The organism is Erythrobacter sp. QSSC1-22B (assembly GCF_001678665.1).
Taxonomy (GTDB): Bacteria; Pseudomonadota; Alphaproteobacteria; order Sphingomonadales; family Sphingomonadaceae; genus Qipengyuania.
Window position 1 is genome coordinate 164173 of the sequence record NZ_LZRP01000004.1, and the last position, 16142, is coordinate 180314.

At 64.8% G+C, this 16142-nt stretch carries 12 protein-coding genes; 4 read left to right on the forward strand and 8 right to left on the reverse strand.

The genetic code is table 11. The features are described 5' to 3' along the window. Positions 1-58 precede the first annotated feature (58 nt). Positions 59-793: a 7-carboxy-7-deazaguanine synthase QueE gene (locus A9995_RS08465; RefSeq protein ID WP_067611454.1), complete on the forward strand. Its 735-nt coding sequence runs from the start codon at positions 59-61 to the stop codon at positions 791-793. Positions 794-803: 10 nt separating this feature from the next. Here the strand turns inward: A9995_RS08465 and A9995_RS08470 are convergent, their stop codons facing one another. From A9995_RS08470 to A9995_RS08495, 6 genes are all read right to left on the reverse strand, one after another. Continuing rightward, entirely contained in the window at positions 804-2852 is a 2049-nt protein-coding gene (locus A9995_RS08470; protein WP_067611457.1) for an ATP-binding protein, read from the reverse strand. A 106-nt stretch (positions 2853-2958) separates the two neighbouring features. Beyond that, the gene (locus tag A9995_RS08475; protein WP_067611820.1) at positions 2959-3681 is read right to left on the reverse strand and encodes a TIGR02186 family protein; all 723 of its coding nucleotides are present in this window, start codon (positions 3679-3681) and stop codon (positions 2959-2961) included. Between the two features lie 26 nt (positions 3682-3707). Beyond that, complete coding sequence (locus A9995_RS08480; protein ID WP_067611460.1) at positions 3708-4616, reverse strand: sulfite exporter TauE/SafE family protein; 909 nt, start codon at positions 4614-4616, stop codon at positions 3708-3710. A gap of 46 nt (positions 4617-4662) precedes the next feature. Further along, on the reverse strand, positions 4663-5775 hold the full coding sequence (locus tag A9995_RS17050; protein ID WP_168157364.1) for a hypothetical protein: 1113 nt from the start codon (positions 5773-5775) through the stop codon (positions 4663-4665). Positions 5776-5798: 23 nt separating this feature from the next. Then, the gene (locus tag A9995_RS08490) at positions 5799-7205 is read right to left on the reverse strand and encodes a glycosyl transferase family protein (RefSeq protein WP_067611471.1); all 1407 of its coding nucleotides are present in this window, start codon (positions 7203-7205) and stop codon (positions 5799-5801) included. A gap of 257 nt (positions 7206-7462) precedes the next feature. Beyond that, entirely contained in the window at positions 7463-8230 is a 768-nt protein-coding gene (locus tag A9995_RS08495) for a TorF family putative porin (RefSeq protein WP_067611474.1), read from the reverse strand. Between the two features lie 278 nt (positions 8231-8508). Between A9995_RS08495 and A9995_RS08500 the strand changes: the two genes are divergently transcribed. Together A9995_RS08500 and A9995_RS08505 are read left to right on the forward strand one after the other, a co-directional pair. Then, positions 8509-9315 carry a metallophosphoesterase family protein gene (locus A9995_RS08500; protein WP_067611823.1) on the forward strand — a complete coding sequence of 269 codons (807 nt, stop codon included), beginning with the start codon at positions 8509-8511 and terminating at the stop codon, positions 9313-9315. Continuing rightward, complete coding sequence (locus A9995_RS08505) at positions 9312-10622, forward strand: UDP-glucose/GDP-mannose dehydrogenase family protein (RefSeq protein WP_067611477.1); 1311 nt, start codon at positions 9312-9314, stop codon at positions 10620-10622. Before A9995_RS08500 ends, A9995_RS08505 begins: the two co-directional genes overlap by 4 nt. Positions 10623-10667: 45 nt before the next feature. On the opposite strand, the gene A9995_RS08510 is transcribed toward A9995_RS08505, so the two are convergent. Both A9995_RS08510 and A9995_RS08515 read right to left on the reverse strand, forming a co-directional pair. Further along, positions 10668-12491: a DUF885 family protein gene (locus A9995_RS08510; RefSeq protein WP_067611480.1), complete on the reverse strand. Its 1824-nt coding sequence runs from the start codon at positions 12489-12491 to the stop codon at positions 10668-10670. Positions 12492-12641: 150 nt separating this feature from the next. Continuing rightward, positions 12642-13910: an amidohydrolase family protein gene (locus A9995_RS08515; RefSeq protein ID WP_067611483.1), complete on the reverse strand. Its 1269-nt coding sequence runs from the start codon at positions 13908-13910 to the stop codon at positions 12642-12644. 132 nt (positions 13911-14042) lie between these two features. Between A9995_RS08515 and A9995_RS08520 the strand changes: the two genes are divergently transcribed. After that, complete coding sequence (locus tag A9995_RS08520) at positions 14043-16100, forward strand: S9 family peptidase (RefSeq protein WP_067611486.1); 2058 nt, start codon at positions 14043-14045, stop codon at positions 16098-16100. Positions 16101-16142: the final 42 nt, after the last annotated feature.

The following is a 16142-nucleotide window of genomic DNA, read 5'->3' on the forward strand; positions in this document are numbered from 1 at the left end:
TCAGGGTGACATGCGTGTAACCCAGTGTCACCGTTGAGAGTAATTTTTGGAAAGCTGTGTGAAACTTACGCTCGCCACGGATGATACGGGAGGACCAGAGATTTTCTCTTCGGTGCAGGGCGAAGGGCCGTCTGTCGGCATGCCGGTCGCGTTCCTGCGACTGTCGCGCTGCAATCTCGCCTGCGTCTGGTGCGACACCGCGTACACCTGGCATTTCACCGGCGACGAGCGCCCGCACCGCTCCGATACGACCTTCGAGCGCGAGCCCAATCAGGTAAAGCTGCCGGTCGGCGAGGTGGCCGAGCTTATCGCCGGGCTCGGCCAGAAGCGGCTGGTAATCACCGGCGGCGAGCCCCTGCTTCAGCCCGCAGCGCTGGCCGAACTGCTCGAACTGCTGCCCGACATGGCAGTAGAGATCGAGACCAATGGCACCACCAAGGCGCCGCCGCGGCTCGATATCCGGATCGACCAGTACAACGTCAGCCCCAAGCTTTCGCACAGCGGCAATCCGCCCGAGCTCGCGCTGATCGCCGAGCGGCTCCACGCCTATGCCGGCGATCCGCGTGCCTGGTTCAAATTCGTGGTGGCGAGCCCTGAGGACGTGGCCGAGGCCACAGCGCTGGTCCGCACCCATGCAATTCCGCCCGCCCGCGTTTTCCTGATGCCCGAAGGCACCGACAGCGCGACCCTGCGGACGCGCGAACGCTGGCTGGTGCCGCTATGCCTCGATCATGGCTTCCGGATGAGCGACCGGCTGCATATCCATCTGTTCGGCGATACCCGCGGGACCTAGGCCCCGGAGCTCAGCCTTGCGAGCGCCAGCGCTGGACCACCCGCTCGACCGCCTCTTCCTCGCCGCCGCTGCTGCTCCACAATTCGACGAAGCTGGGATCGTCGGAGGCCGGGCGCTTGGATTCCTCGAGATTGTCGAAACGCACCCGGATCGGGATCGCGACGCCTTCGCCGCAGATGATGCATTCGCGATTGCGCAGTGCCGGGATCGCATCGAGAAAGCCGCGCGCGCCCTCGGGCATGGCGGCCTTGACGAAGGCCTGGTCGCGTTCGTTGTTGAGCCGCATCGAAATGATCGTGCCGCATTGCGACAGCACGCCTTCGGCAAGGTCGGAGGGGCGCTGGGTGATCAGGCCCAGGCTGATACCGTATTTGCGGCCCTCCTTCGCGATCCGGCTGAGCACCCGGCCCACGCTCGAACCGTCGGCGTTCTTCTCGTTGGGGACGTAGCGATGCGCTTCCTCGCAAACCAGCAGCACCGGTCGGGTCTTCTCCTCGCGCCCCCAGATCGCGAAGTCGAATACCAGCCGGCTGAGCACCGCGACCACGGTGGCGGTGATGTCGGACGGTACGCCCGAGACATCGATGATCGAGATCGGCTTGCCGCCACCGGGCATGCGGAAAATCTTGCAGATGAAGTCCGCCATCGTGTCGGCCACCAGCATGCCGGAGAACATGAACTGGTAGCGCGGATCCGATTTGATCTCGTCCAGCTTGTTCTTGATCCGCATGTAGGGGGCCGAATTGGTCGCCTTGTCGAGCCGGCCCATCGCATCCTGCAAGGCGGTCGAGAGGTCGGACAGCAGATAGGGGATCGGCGAATCCACCGTGATCTTGCCCATCTGTTCGGCCAATCGGCTTTTGCCGCGCGCATGGAGCAGGCAGCGGGCAAGGATATCGGCGTCGACCTGCCGCTCGTTGCCCGCACTGGTGAGCAGCACTTCGCAATGCTCCTCGAAATTCATCAGCCAATAGGGCATCTGCAGGTTCGAGACGTCGAGAATAACACCGGTATGCCGGAAGGCCGCCGAATATTCGCCATGCGGATCGATCATGACGATATGACCTTCAGGCGCCGCTTCGCAGATCCGGTGGAGGATCAATGCGGCGCTGGTCGACTTGCCGGTGCCGGTCGATCCCAGCAGCGCGAAATGCTTGCCCAGCATCGCGTCGATATAGAGCCCGGCACGGATATCCTTGGTCGGATAGACCTTGCCGATCGTCACCGAACTACGACCGTCGCCGGCGTAGACCTGCCTGAGATCCTGGGTCGTGGCCGGATAGATCTTGGCGCCGGGGACGGGGTAGCGGGTGACCCCGCGCTTGAAGCTGTGGAGCTTGCCGGTGAGGCGTTCTTCGGCGCCCTCACCGAGAAAATCGATATTGGCGACGACCGAACCGCTGACCTTGCGGTCCTGCTTCTGGTTGCGGACATTGGCGAGCAGCCAGCCGTCCCCGACGCGGATCTTGATCTGGCTGCCGACCTGGCCCGCCATGGCGATCGCCGGGTCCTCGTCCTGCATGCATTCGTTGAGCCGCTTGAGGTCGATCGCGATGCGCGATCCCGAACCTGCGATCTCGAGCACCTGACCGATCGGCAGCACTGCATTGTCGATTTCGCCACCCCCGGCGCCGCCACCGCCGCCGCCGCCACGGCGCTCTGCATGAGCGACTTCCCTGTGCTCGGCCTGGCGGGGCTGAGTGGCTACCGAACGCGGTCGCGGCGCTTCGCCATGCGCGGTGGTCCCGCGGAGCTGCTCTGCCGTCGGCCGCAGCGGCGCCGCACTTGCCGGCTCCGGCTCGGGAGCGCGGACCCGGTCCCGCGCAATCGGCTGAGGCGGTGCCGCCTGCCGAAGCGCCGCCGAACGTGGGGCGTCGTGCTGCGCTGGACGCTGCGGCACCGATGCCGAGGCGGTGGGTGGCAATGCTGGGCGGGCATCCGAAGGAGCGGCGCCTCCACGACGGATCCGGTCGCGCAGCGCATTGCACTGCGGCAGTTCCGCTCCGCCTTCGTCAGGAAGGTCGGGAGTGCGGAAATTCTGATGGGTCATATCGGTCATGAAGCTTCCGCTCGCTCGGCTGTTGTATAAAATGGCCTAAGCGCTGACGGTTAAAATGTCGTAACGAGCGAATTGCGTACCGGCACACAAGCCGCGGAAAAAACTGCTAGATCATCGCGTAGAAGCGCCCTGCAGCCCATCCCATTCCGATCGAGAGCAGCACCGCGGCGAGGCCATAATAAAGGCCCCAGTCATTGGCGGAGTTTTCGATGAAGCGCTCGAACCCGACCTTGCGTACCGCCACTTCGGCCATCGCCGAGGCGATCACGCGGCCATCGGTAACGGCAAAGGTTTCGGCGGTGTAGACACCGGTGCTGACGTTGGATGGCAGCGAAATCCGCGCCTGATAGAGCACCTGCTCGCGCAGTTCGACGCCGCCCACCAGCTCCTGATAGAGATTCTGCCGCGTCTTGAGGTCGACCAGCCCGGCGGCGAACCGCGCCTGCTCTGCCGGATCGATGATCCCCGTCGGCGAAAGCTGGATATAGTCGGTCCCGAATTCGTAGATGGCAGCGGTCTTCTGATCGACGATTTCCTCGACCGGCCTCGAGGAGGCTACCGCAAAGAACGAGGGGACCGAGCGAAAGTCGGTGTTTTCAGCATTGATCCAGACGCCCGCGAAGCGCGCCTTTTCCCGCAACCGGATCGGTTCCGGCGGCCCCTTGAGCACGACAACGATGTCGTACTGCCCGCCTCCCCCTCGCCCGGCGGGATCGATGATCGCCCCGAACAGCAGCAATTCCGTGCCGGTAAATCCCTGCCGCACCTGGACTTCGTGCTGCGAGACTTCGGGCACCAGGATCGGATCGCGCTGGCCCGAGAGCATCATTGCGAACAGCAGGATCAGCAGCACCCTCACAGCGGCGCAATCGTGTAGATTTCATCGGGCTGTACAAGGAGGCCGAAGAACATCCGCAACGCGATCGCGAGCACGATCGATGCCAGTATCAGCCGCAGAACTTCCGGTTTCACCCGTGAAGCAACCTGCGTCCCCATCTGCGCCCCGGTGACCGAACCGATCAGCAGCAATCCGACCAGCACGATATCGACCGCCTCGGTGGTCAGCGAGTGCATCATGGTGGTGGCGATGGTGACGAAGAGGATGTTGAACAGGCTGGTGCCGACCACGACATTCGCGCTCATCCCGAGAATATAAAGCATGGCGGGGACGAGGATGAAGCCACCGCCCACACCCATCAGCATGGTTAGTATCCCGACCAGCACGCCGAGGATGAGCGGTGCCAGCGGCGAGATGTAAAGCCCGGACCGATAGAAGCGCCAGCGCATCGGCAGCGAGGCGACCAGCGGATGGTGCCGCCGCCGCTTCGCGACTGCACCGGAGGACTTGCCGCGCAGCGCCTGGAATGCCTCGCGCGCCATCATCATTCCGATCGATCCCAGCAGGATGACATAGAGCGCGCTGATAACGACGTCGATCTGGCCCATCGCGCGCAGCCAGCGGAACAGCAACGAGCCAATGCCTGCGCCGATCATCCCGCCGACGACCATCACGCCGCCCATGCGATAATCCACCCCGGCGCGTTTGGAATGGGCCAACACACCCGACACGCTGGCACCGGTGACCTGGGTCGAAGCCGAGGCGGCGGCAACCGTGGGAGGGACACCGTAGAAGATCAGCAAGGGCGTGGTCAGGAAACCGCCGCCGACCCCGAACAAGCCGGAGAGCAGGCCCGTCACGCCGCCGAGCGCGACGATCCAGAGCCCGTTCACGGACAGGTTCGCAATGGGCAGGTATACGTCCATCCTCAGCCCCTATCCCAGCACGCCCCCCGGTGAAAGCGGCGAGGCGTCAGAAACTGGTCGACAGGGTCAGCGCGGCTCCCGACGAGGGTTCCGCCCTGCCGGCGACCCGCAGGCGATAATCTGCGGCCACCCGTATTCTGCCCTGCCCGAGGCTCAGGTCCACGCTTGCGGTCGGGCCGAGGTCCAGCCGCGAGGTCCCTTGCTGCGCCCCGCCCCATGCGCCTGCTCCCACGCTGAGCGCGCCCCGCTCGAACCGCGCCGCATCGCGCTCGATCACAAGGCTGCCATCGGCAAAGGCGGTGGCGAATTCACCCCCGACATAACCGGCTTGCGCATAGCCCCGGACCCGGGCGTCGAGCGGCTTCAAGCGCTCTTCGATCCCAGCGGTTATGAAGGCGGATGGGCGCAGTTCGACCCTGTCGCCGAGCCGGGAAAGGCGGACCTCGCCATGCGCGCGAAGCGGGAGCCCCGACACGGGCCGGATGCTGATTCCCGCCGCAAGTTCCGCTTCGCGCGATTCGATGGAGCCCGCAGCGCGCAGATAGGCCTGCGGCAGATACGCGCTGCGCGTCCCGAAATCATAGCGGAGCACGGCCCCGAACTGGCTCCGGCCATAGGTCGGGGCGAGCGGCCCGGCGCCCGCATCTGCCACCCCGCCTGCGCGCAGAAACAGCCAGCCATCGATCGAGAGCCGGCGCGGTTCGCTGGAGCGGCTCCTTCCGGGTGGCAGCGAGAAAGGCGCAGCGGCGGGACGGAATTGCTCAAGTTTCCATGGCGAGGTTTGAGCCTCGCCGGCCAGGGCAGGCGAGCGGTCTACCGGAAAAGCTCCAGGTTGCGACCCGCCGGACAAGGCCGCAAGTGAAGCAGGGCGAGATGGCACCGTGGGCATGGTAACGATGCTGGCAAGGCGCCTTCCTACGAGCGCGAGGGTGTCGAAAGATGCAACGCCCTCACCAAACGAGGGAGGCAGGCTCTCTCGCCCAGGCGAATCGTCCACCCCTGTTGCACGAGCTCTGGCACTTGGAGCTGCAAAGGGCACCAGAGCGCCGTCGATCTCGATCAGCGGTGACCAGTAGCTGGCTCGCAAGCCGATCCAGAGCGCGAACACCAGCAGGATGATCGCCAGTGGTTGGCCGCGGAAGGAGCGTGAGTTCGGCAAGGACCCGAGGGTCGGCCGAACGATCATGCCGCGCCGGGCTCGTGCAGCAGGGAAGCGGGATGGTCGTCATGATCGGTCTTGTCCCACTTCGCTTCCGCACCCCGCAGCGTCGCGACATAAGCGACAATCGCACGGCGCCCCGCCATGATCGCGATGCCATTGGATACCGGTATCCGCAGGATCGCCAGCAAACCCTCGCGCCAGCCAAACTCGCGGCTGGTAAAGGCCGCGCGGACCAACGCGCGCCAGACAAAGGCAATGCTACAGATAATCAGCATCGTGGTGAGCAGCGGCGATGCCTTGACGGGAAAGAAAAGGCCGAACCATCCGGCAATCGCGATCAGCCCGGACCCCAGCAAAAGCATATAGGCGATCGCCAGGAGGAGCGCCGCGAATGGACCCTGCCGATCCCGCAGCTTCATCCATCCGCGCAGCATCCCGCCGCTCCAGCCCAGCCGATCCCACCCTTGCAGGGCGATGCCATGAATCCAGCGCGTTTTCTGGCGCACGGCAGTGTCGATCCGCGAGGGGAAATAGGCCCGCGTTGCGATCAGCCTCCCTTCTCGGGTCCGCAGGCGCAGGAACCGGTCGCGTCCGCCGATGGCCGCGACATTGAGCCCGAACTCGTAATCCTCGGTCAGAGAATTCGCCGCGAAGGGGCCGCCACCGCCCGCAAGCTCGGCCAGCCGCGCGAGCGTGTCGCGCTCGACAGCGCTTCCCACTCCCGCACCGGGAATGCCGGCACCCAGCGCGCTGCGCACCACCATCACCTTGCCATGCGCTTCGGCGAACTCGTCGCAATAATGGCTCCCGACAAACCGCGAGCCGGGTTGCGGCAAAGCAAGCACCGGGAGCTGGATGAATTCGGCATGATCGAGTGCGATGTCGAGCGCAGCAAGCGCCGCCGGATCGACCATGTCTTCCGCGTCGTGAAGCACGACCATCCGCGCCCGCTGACCGATGCGCGCTTCCTCCGCCACCAGCGCTGCAAAAAGCGCGTTCAGGCAGTCGGCCTTGCTGGTAGGACCATCGCGATCGTGGAGCACCAGATGAACGCGAGAATCCGCCCGCGCGACGATCGACGCTTCGGCCAAGGTCGCGGGATCGTTGCGATAGCAGCCGATGTAGAAATGCGCCTCGGCCTGCGGCCATGCCAGCAGAGCGTGGGTCAGCATCGGACGGATGACCTGGGCCTCGTCCCATGCGGGGACGAAGATAGCCACGATCCCGGAAAGCGGACGCGCGCGCAGTTCCGCTTCATCGACGCGTTCGGTCGCGACCTTTTCACGGACCCGCAACCAGACGAAGGCTAGGTCGATGGCGAATTCGTCCAGAGCCCCGAGGATGAAAAAGAAGGTCGCAAAGAGAAACAGCTCGTGCTGAACTAGCGCGATCCATTCGACAGCGTTGAGCTGAGGCAATACCTCCATCGCCAATCCCCCTGAGAATTGACGTATAGAGGATTTCGATTACTTGCAACTACTTCGGAGAGATGTGATGCTGAGGGTCGCATTGGAAAAGCGCACTACCGCCGAAACAACCTGATCCGGTTTGGACCCAATAGAGCGGTGCAACACCAATCGTTGGTCGGAAATCCGTGATTTTCATGAGGCCTAGAGTCAATGTGGGCAAGAATGCAAACGGGGGCAGATCATTGCCCGCCCCCGCTTGAGATTGATGATCGAATTCAGAAGCTCGCGCTGAGCGTCACCACGAAAGCATCGTCGACGAAATCATAGGCACCGACCGGAATGTCGCCCTCGGCGCCGACATAGGCGGCGCTGAGCGACAGCGGCCCATAGAGCGCCGCTTCCGCGCCGATCGACCAGTCGAAAGCCTTGCTGTCGTTGGTGAAGGTCAGGAAGCCGTCGGTATAGCCGACATGGCCGATCACGCTCACAGGAGTGCCGGGAATGCCGACTCCGAGATCGGTGTAGATGTAGAAATTGTCGGTGCCGCCCAGCGAATCCTGATCGGGTGCATAGGCAACGCCGACCGTTGCTTCGGCGGGACCCATGGCGAAGCCGACCGAGCCGTAGAATTCGACGTAATCGAAATCGCCTGGCCCGGCATCGGGGTAAAGATAGCCGATCACCCCGACATCGGCGGAAAGGCCGCTGGCGAATTCGCCGCTCCAGCCGCCATAGACATCGACTTCGGTCGAACCGAAACCGACCGTCGTTTCGTCGAGCGACGAAGCCCAGGTGCCGACGTAGAACCCGGAATCGGTTGCGAGGTCGAACCCGCCCTGGATGGCTATTTCGCCACCGGACAGGTCGACACCGCGGAAACGGTATTCGCTTGCCAGCGCGACATTGGCGGAGATCGTGATCGGACCTTGGGTGTCTTCCGCGACCTCGTCGGCCGGGTTGACTACCTGCGCGAAGGCAGGAGCGGATAGGGTAAAACTCGCCAAGACGAGCGATGCGGCGAGGCCGCGCGAGGACGTGAGCATGACAGACTCCTGATGGTTGTCGCTTCGTCCCACCTGCAAACGCGTCGGGCCCTGATTGTGGAGCGGGTTCCTCTAACGTGTTCGCAACCATATTTCACAAACCCGCCTACGAAAGCAAGTTTCAGACGCAATTATTACCAATTGACGACCAGCACCGTGGTTTTTGTGCAACTGCGAAGATCTTGGCGAGTTTGTGGAGAAGCATCGCACAGTTGCCCGCTCGCCCGTGCGCGCCTATGCGGCTTGCAGCGCTTTGCTTCGGCGCCATCTTAACGACCATGCTCAACTCAATTCTCCAGATATTCCGCAGGCCCAAGGCGCCAGTCAAGCTTACGGCGGTGCCCGAGGGCGAGCGTTATTACGTCGTCGGCGATGTCCACGGTCGGCTCGACCTGTTCGACGCGCTTCGCGGCGCGATCGAGGAGGACGAAAGCGCTGCTGCGCAAGCCAACTCCACCGTCGTGCTGCTCGGAGACCTGATCGATCGCGGCCCCCAGAGCGCGGGCGTCATAGCCGCGGCGCGCGAATGGCGGGGCCAGCGTCCGCTGCGCTGCCTCGCTGGCAATCACGAGGAAATGTTCCTCGATAGCTTCGAGGATAAGGACGTGTTGCGCCACTTCCTCAAGCATGGCGGCCGCGAGACCATCATGAGCTACGGCATTTCGCGCAAGGACCTCGATGCGCTGACGCTGGGCGAGTTGCAGGACGAACTCGCGCGGTTGATCCCGCAAGGCGATCGCGATTTCCTCCAGTCGCTGGACGAGATGATCGTGGCCGGAGACTACGTCTTCGTCCACGCGGGCGTCGATCCCTCGCGCGCTATCGAGGATCAGAGCCGCAGCGACCTGTTGTGGATCCGCGAGCGCTTCCTGCGCCATCCCGACCCGCTCAGTCATGTCATCGTCCACGGCCACACCATCTTCGAGGATATCGAGGATCGCGGCCACCGTATCGGGATCGACACCGGGGCGTTCCGCACCGGGGTGCTGACCGCGCTGGTGCTCTATGGCACGCAGCAGCGCTATATCCAGGCGGTCGAAACCGACGGCACGATCACCATCCGTCACACCGGAGGCACGACATGAAGATCGCAATGGTAGGCTCAGGCTATGTCGGGCTGGTTTCGGGGGCCTGCTTTGCCGATTTCGGCCACGAGGTCGTCTGTATCGACAAGGACCAGGCGAAGATCGCGCGGCTGCGCGAAGGCGTGATGCCGATCTACGAACCGGGGCTCGACAAGCTGGTCGACAGCAACGTCAGGGCCGGACGGCTGAGCTTTACGACCGATCTGGCCGAGGGCATCGCCGGGGCGCAGGCGATCTTCATCGCGGTTGGCACCCCCAGCCGCCGCGGCGATGGCCATGCGGATCTTTCCTTCGTCTATGCGGTCGCCGAGGAAATCGGCGCGAGCCTGTCCAACGACGCAGTGGTGGTGACCAAATCGACCGTCCCCGTCGGCACCGGCGACGAGGTCGAGCGAATCCTCGCAGCCAGCGGCACCAGCCATCGCTTCGCCGTCGTTTCCAACCCGGAATTCCTGCGCGAGGGCGCGGCAATCGGCGATTTCAAGCGCCCCGACCGGATCGTTATCGGCGCGCAGGACGAGTTCGGGCGCGAGGTCATGCGCGAGGTCTATCGCCCGCTGTTCCTCAACGAATCGCCGATCCTGTTCACCGGGCGGCGCACCAGCGAGCTGATCAAATACGCCGCCAACGCCTTCCTCGCCACCAAGATCACTTTCATCAACGAGATGGCGGATCTGTGCGAGCGCGTCGGCGCGGATGTCCAGGATGTCGCCCGCGGGATCGGGATGGACAACCGGATCGGCTCCAAATTTCTCCACGCCGGACCCGGTTATGGCGGCTCGTGCTTCCCCAAGGACACGCTGGCGCTGCTCAAGACCGCAGAGGATTACGACAGCCCGGTGCGGATCGTCGCCGCGGTGGTCGAGGCCAACGACGCCCGCAAGCGCGCCATGGGCCGCAAGGTGCTCGATGCTATCGGCGGCAAGGACGATGCGCGCGGCAAGAAGGTTGCCCTGCTCGGGCTGACCTTCAAACCCAACACCGACGACATGCGCGATTCGCCCGCGATCGCGGTGGCGCAGACGCTCACCGATGCCGGGGTCGAAGTCTTCGCCTACGACCCCGAGGGCATGGAACTGGCCGGGCCGCTGATGCCCGAGGTGACCATGTGCGAGGATCCCTACACCGCGATCGAGGGCGCCGATGCCGTGGCCATCGTGACCGAGTGGGACGCCTTCCGCGCGCTCGATCTCGACCGGGTCAAGCAGATCGCCAAGGCCCCGGTGCTGGTCGATCTGCGCAACATCTATCGCCCCGAGGATGTCCGCGCGCGCGGCTTCGACTATGTGAGCGTCGGGCGCAGCTAAACGCGGCCCCCGCGCCCGGTAGCGACCGGACGCGGGTTTATCGCCTCAGGCCCCGCCCGCCGCGATCCAGCGATCGATCTTCGCTTCGAGCACCGGCAGCGGCAGCCCCCCGGTGTTCAGCACCTGCTCGTGGAAGGCCTTGATGTCGAAGCGATCGCCCAGCCGCTGCTCGGCGCGCTGGCGCAGTTCCTGGATCTTGAGCGCGCCGACCTTGTAGGCCAGCGCCTGGCTGGGGATGGCGATATAGCGCTCGACCTCGGCCACCACTTCGGTGCGGGTCATGCCCGAATTTTCCAGCATGAAACCGATCGCCTGCTCGCGGGTCCAGCCTTTGGAGTGCAGCCCGGTGTCGACCACCAGCCGCATCGCGCGCAATTGCTCGTCCTGCAGGGTGCCGTAGCGGTTCCAGGGATCCTCGAAGAACCCCATCTCCTCGCCCAGGGTCTCGGCATAGAGCGCCCAGCCCTCGACGAAGGCGGTGGTCCCGCCAAAGCGCATGAAGGCGGGCAGCGCCTCGTTCTCCTGCGCCAGGCTGATCTGGAAGTGATGCCCCGGCGCGCCCTCGTGCAGATAGAGCGTCATATTGCCCGTCGTCAGCCGGCTGGGCAGGTCGTAGGCGTTGAAATAGAAGATCCCGGGCCGCGATCCGTCGGGCGCGCCCGATTGGTAGGACCCGCCCGCCGAGAACTGCTCGCGGAAGGCCTCGTAGGGCCGGATTTCCAGCGGCGCCGCGGGTTTCAGCGAAAACAGTTCGTCGATCCTGGCATCGACCTGCTCGCCGATATCGTAATAAGTCTGCGTCAGAGCCTCGCGGCTTTCCGGCTTGAACTGGGGATCGGTGCGGACATAATCGAAGAATTCGTTGAGCGTGCCTTCAAAGCCAACCTCGGCCTTGATCTCTTCCAGCCCGGTCTTGATCCGCGCGACCTCGCTCAGCCCTAGATTGTGAAGGTAATCGGGTTCGAGCGGCAGAGTGGTCGTGCTCTCGATCAGCTGGCGATACAGCGCCTCGCCGCCCTCCATCTGCGCCAGCCCCACGCTCGTCCGGGCGCGCGGCAGATATTCGTCGCGCAGGAAATCGCGCAGGCGAGTGTGCACCGCGTAAATGTCTCGCGTACCCGCGCGATACTGCCCGGTCAGCCGCGCCTTCTCGGCGGCGGAAAAGCTGTCGGGAAAGTTCGTTACCGGCATCCAGAACGGCGCTTCTTCGATTGGCATCTCGATTTGCGTATCGAGCTGCTCGATCACATTGCCGATGGTCAGCTTGGTCTCGAGCACGCCGCTGTCGAGCCCTTCGCGAAACAGCCCGATCGCCCGATCGGTGATCGCGATGTAATCCTCGTGCCGCTTGAGATTGTTCTCGTAATCCTCGACCGTCTTGAACGGCGCCGCGCTCTGGCCGCTGGCGAAGCTCGGGTAGAAGGTGTGGAAGCCCGAGAAATGGTTGACCGGACGAACCTCGGTGACCGCGAGAACCTCGTCTGTCAGGCCCTTGAGCGCCTGCCGCTGATTGTATTCGAAAACATCATAGGCGAGCCGGTCGGTGTCATCGAGCGCGGCCCGGTCGATTGCCCGCAGCCGCGCCAGATTGGTCTGCGCATCGGCGCGGCTGGCGTCGTTGTACTCGTCGGTCAGGAAATCGCCGAGCCGGTCGGCGTAGCGCATGTCGCCGCGAAACAGCGCCCCGATCGGGTTGAGCCTGAGATCGCGTTCGTCGGCATCGGCGAACAGCGCGAACAGCCGGTCGCGCTCGGACTGCGTCGCCGCGGCGGTCGCCGCGCCCGTCGAGCCCGCTTCGGGCACGGTGGTGGCGCAGGCGCCAAGCGAAAGCGCGGCGCTGGCCAGCAACGCGATGCGGATTGTTTGCATAGTAGATTCCTCTCTCGAAACGTCATCGCGAGGAGCCCGCGTGGGCGACGCGGCGATCCATGGATTGCCGCGCCTTGCTGGCGCAAGGCTCGCAATGACGAAACCTCTAACGCGATTCAATCGACCAGCGTCCGTGCAATTCGTGAAACGCTAATCGATTATCCGCCCGCGCACCATCACCCAATCGACGTTCTCGAGGACGGTGACATCCTCGAGCGGATTGCCCGCCACCGCGATCATGTCGGCGGAGTAGCCGGGCGCGAGGCGGCCGATCTCGCCTTCCATCTGCAGCACCCCTGCCGCGACGGTGGTGGCGCTGGCGAAGGCTTCGCGGTGCGACATGCCCTGCGCTACCATCAGCGCGAATTCCTCGGCGTTGCGGCCATGGTCGAACACCCCGGCATCGGTCCCGAAGGCGATCGGGACGCCCCAGCGATAGGCCTTGCCCATGAACACCTTGGCGGTTTCGGCGACCGCGCGGATCTTGGCCTCGACCACCGGGGTGTAGATGCCCTGCCCCAGCCGTTCGGTGACGCCCTGGAACGCCATCAGCGTCGGCACCAGCACCGTGCCATTGGCCTTCATCGCATCGGCCGCAGCCTCGTCGAGATAGGTCGCGTGCTCGATGCTGTCGATGCCCGCACGTGCTGCCGCTTCAATCCCGCGCGCGCCATGCGCATGCGCCATCACCTGCAGCCCGAGCGAATGCGCGGTGTCGGCGATGCTGGTCATCTCGGCATCTGAGAAATGCGCCTCGAGCCCGCGGCCCTGCTGGCTCAGCACGCCACCGGTGGCGGTGATCTTGATCACGTCGGAACCGTTCTGGCTCGCGCGGCGAACCTTCGCCGCGCATTCGACCGCGCCGGTGCAGGTGTAGCCAGAGGTCAGCACCGCGTTGACCTCGGGGCGGAAGCCCGAGACGTCGCCATGCCCGCCGACGATCGCCAGCGACGGTCCGGCGGCGACGATCCGCGGCCCCTCGATCATCCCTTCCTCGGTGCCGCGACGCAACGCGAAGCCGCTGTGCTGCGCGCTCCCGGCCTCGCGCACGGTGGTGAAACCGGCGCGCAAGGTCTTGGCCGCATTCTTGGCGCCGACGACCACGCCCCATTCCTCGGGTTCGACCGCGCCCTTCCAGAAATCGCCGCCCGGATCGCCGGTCAGATGGACATGGAGGTCGATCAGTCCCGGCACGACGGTCATGCCTTCGAGCCGGACGGTCTCGGCGCCCTCGGGAGCGGCGTTCCAGCCGCGCGCCACGCTGACGATGCGGCCATCGGTGACGGTGATCGTCGCCGGTCCCATCGGCTCGCTGTCGGCATCGGTGATCACATTGCCGGCATGGACCACGGTGGTGTCGGCCAAAGCGGGCGCGGCGACGAAAGCGGCGGCGAGCGCCAGCGGATAGGTGAAACGCATGATAATTCTCCCTGTTGACGCCGTGATGCCGCGTGCACGTCCCGGGCACAAGCGCCGGTTTGCCATGCACGCCTGTCTCGCTATGAAGCGACTACCGCCATTTTTCATGATCGAGAGAGGATCGCCCCGCCCATGACCCGCCGCACAATCGCCACCTTGCTGCTCGCCTCCAGCGCGCTCGCCGCCACCTCCGTCTCGGCGCGGCCGATGACGGCGGAAGACATTGCCAAGATCGAAAGCGTCGGCGCGATCGCGCTCGCGCCCGACGGCAACCGGATCGCTTACACCACCGTCAGCCTGCCCGATGTGACCGAAGGCGAAGAGAACGGCGGCCCGCGCCAGCAGCTGCGGCTCGCATACGGGCCGGGCAATGTTCGCGATTTCCTCCCCGGCGACATGAACGTCGGTTCGATCGCCTTCTCGCCCGATGGCCGCTGGGTCAGCTTCCTGTGGACCAAGGGTGACGAAAAGCGCGCGGTCTGGGGCATCCCGGTCGATGGCGGCGCGCAGCGCAAGCTCGCCACGATCGATGGCGCTGCGGTGCGCAGCTATGCCTGGAGCCCCGATGGGCAGCACATGCACCTGCTCGCCGGTGCCGCCGAAGACAAGCCGCGCGCCAGCCAGAGCAAGGCCGGCTTCAACGCCATCGTTTATGAAGAGGAAGCGCAGCTCAACCGCCTGTTCCGCGCCGCCATCGGCGAGATGCCCGACGCCGAGCCGCAAGCGCTTGCGATCCCCGGCTATGTCAGCGATTTCAAGATCGCTCCCGATGCGCGCTACGGCATCATCGAAAGCGCTCCGACCCCGCAGGTCGACGATAGCTATACCTCGAAGCGGGTACAGGTGCTCGACCTCGCCAGCGGCCGGATCAGCGCGGTGGTCGAGACCCCGGGCAAGATCGGCGATGTCGAGATTTCTCCCGACGGTGCGCAGCTCTCGCTGATCGCCGGGATCGACATCAACGATCCCGCCGCGACGACGCTGCATTTCGTCGATGTCGCAACCGGACGGTATCGCGCGCTCAATCAGGGTGCGCCCGAGGCGGCGGTTGACGCCGAATGGCTTCCCGACGGGCGGCTTGCGGCAGTGATCCACAAGGGCGCGCAGTCGGCGCTGCGGATCTACAATGCCGACGGAAGCGTCGAAGCCGAACACGACAGCGACGAGCTGATCCTCACCGCGGTCGAGGCCGCGGGCAACCGGATCGCGGTCACGGCGAATTCTCCCAGCCATCCCAGCGAGCTGTTCGTCTGGGACGAGGGCAATTTCGAGCGCTGGACCGCGCACAATCCCTGGCTGTCCGAAATCGACATGGGCCAGCAGCGGACCGTGACCTACACCGCGCGCGACGGGCAGGCGGTCGAGGGCGTGCTGATCGAGCCGGTCGGCGGCGCGCCGCGCGGCGGCGCACCGCTGATCCTCGATGTTCATGGTGGCCCAGAAGCGCATGATTCCAATGGCTGGAACACCAATTACAGCGGTCCCGGCCAGGTCGCGGCGGGACAGGGTTATGCGGTCTTCCTGCCCAATTATCGCGGCTCGACCGGTTATGGCACTGCGTTCTCCAAGCAACACCAGGGCAATTACACCGATCCCGAATTCACCGATCTGGTCGATGCCAAGCGCGCGCTGGTGGAGATGGGCGTGGCGGATGCCGACCGGGTCGGGATCACCGGCGGTTCCTACGGCGGCTATGCCACCGGCTGGGCCTCGACCTATTTCAGTGAGGAATTCGCGGCGGGGGTCATGTTCGTCGGAATATCCAATCAGGTCAGCAAGTTCGGCACCACAGACATCCCCTACGAGATGTACAATGTCCACAGCCTGGCCTGGCCCTGGGATGATTGGCTCAAGATGCTCGAGGTCAGCCCGATCTATCATGTCGACAAGGCCGAAACCCCGCTGCTGATCATGCACGGGGCGGAGGATACGCGGGTCTCGCCGAGCCAGAGCTACGAGCTCTATCGCTCGATCAAGGTGCGCAAGCCCGAGACCCCGGTGCGGCTCGTGCTCTACCCCGGCGAGGGTCATGGCAACAACCAGGCCGCGTCGCGCTACGACTACAATTTGCGGATGATGAGCTGGTTCGACACCTATCTCAAGACCGGCGACCGCAAGGCGCAGATGCCCGATTCCAGGCCGGTTTTGGCCCCAGGAACGGTCGGGACGCCGTCCGCGGACGAGGAATGATCCTGCAACGAAAGTGCCGGTGCGCTGCAATCACCGGGTGCT

Excerpts from the sequence above, each read along its gene's own strand:
- A9995_RS08520 (WP_067611486.1), top strand. The coding sequence starts at position 14,043 with ATGACCCGCCGCACAATCGCCACCTTGCTGCTCGCCTCCAGCGCGCTC.
- A9995_RS08495 (WP_067611474.1), bottom strand. The coding sequence starts at position 8,230 with ATGCTCACGTCCTCGCGCGGCCTCGCCGCATCGCTCGTCTTGGCGAGT.
- A9995_RS08480 (WP_067611460.1), bottom strand. The coding sequence starts at position 4,616 with ATGGACGTATACCTGCCCATTGCGAACCTGTCCGTGAACGGGCTCTGG.
- A9995_RS08505 (WP_067611477.1), top strand. The coding sequence starts at position 9,312 with ATGAAGATCGCAATGGTAGGCTCAGGCTATGTCGGGCTGGTTTCGGGG.
- A9995_RS08490 (WP_067611471.1), bottom strand. The coding sequence starts at position 7,205 with ATGGAGGTATTGCCTCAGCTCAACGCTGTCGAATGGATCGCGCTAGTT.
- A9995_RS08475 (WP_067611820.1), bottom strand. The coding sequence starts at position 3,681 with ATGATGCTCTCGGGCCAGCGCGATCCGATCCTGGTGCCCGAAGTCTCG.
- A9995_RS08510 (WP_067611480.1), bottom strand. The coding sequence starts at position 12,491 with ATGCAAACAATCCGCATCGCGTTGCTGGCCAGCGCCGCGCTTTCGCTT.
- A9995_RS08515 (WP_067611483.1), bottom strand. The coding sequence starts at position 13,910 with ATGCGTTTCACCTATCCGCTGGCGCTCGCCGCCGCTTTCGTCGCCGCG.
- A9995_RS08500 (WP_067611823.1), top strand. The coding sequence starts at position 8,509 with ATGCTCAACTCAATTCTCCAGATATTCCGCAGGCCCAAGGCGCCAGTC.
- A9995_RS08470 (WP_067611457.1), bottom strand. The coding sequence starts at position 2,852 with ATGACCGATATGACCCATCAGAATTTCCGCACTCCCGACCTTCCTGAC.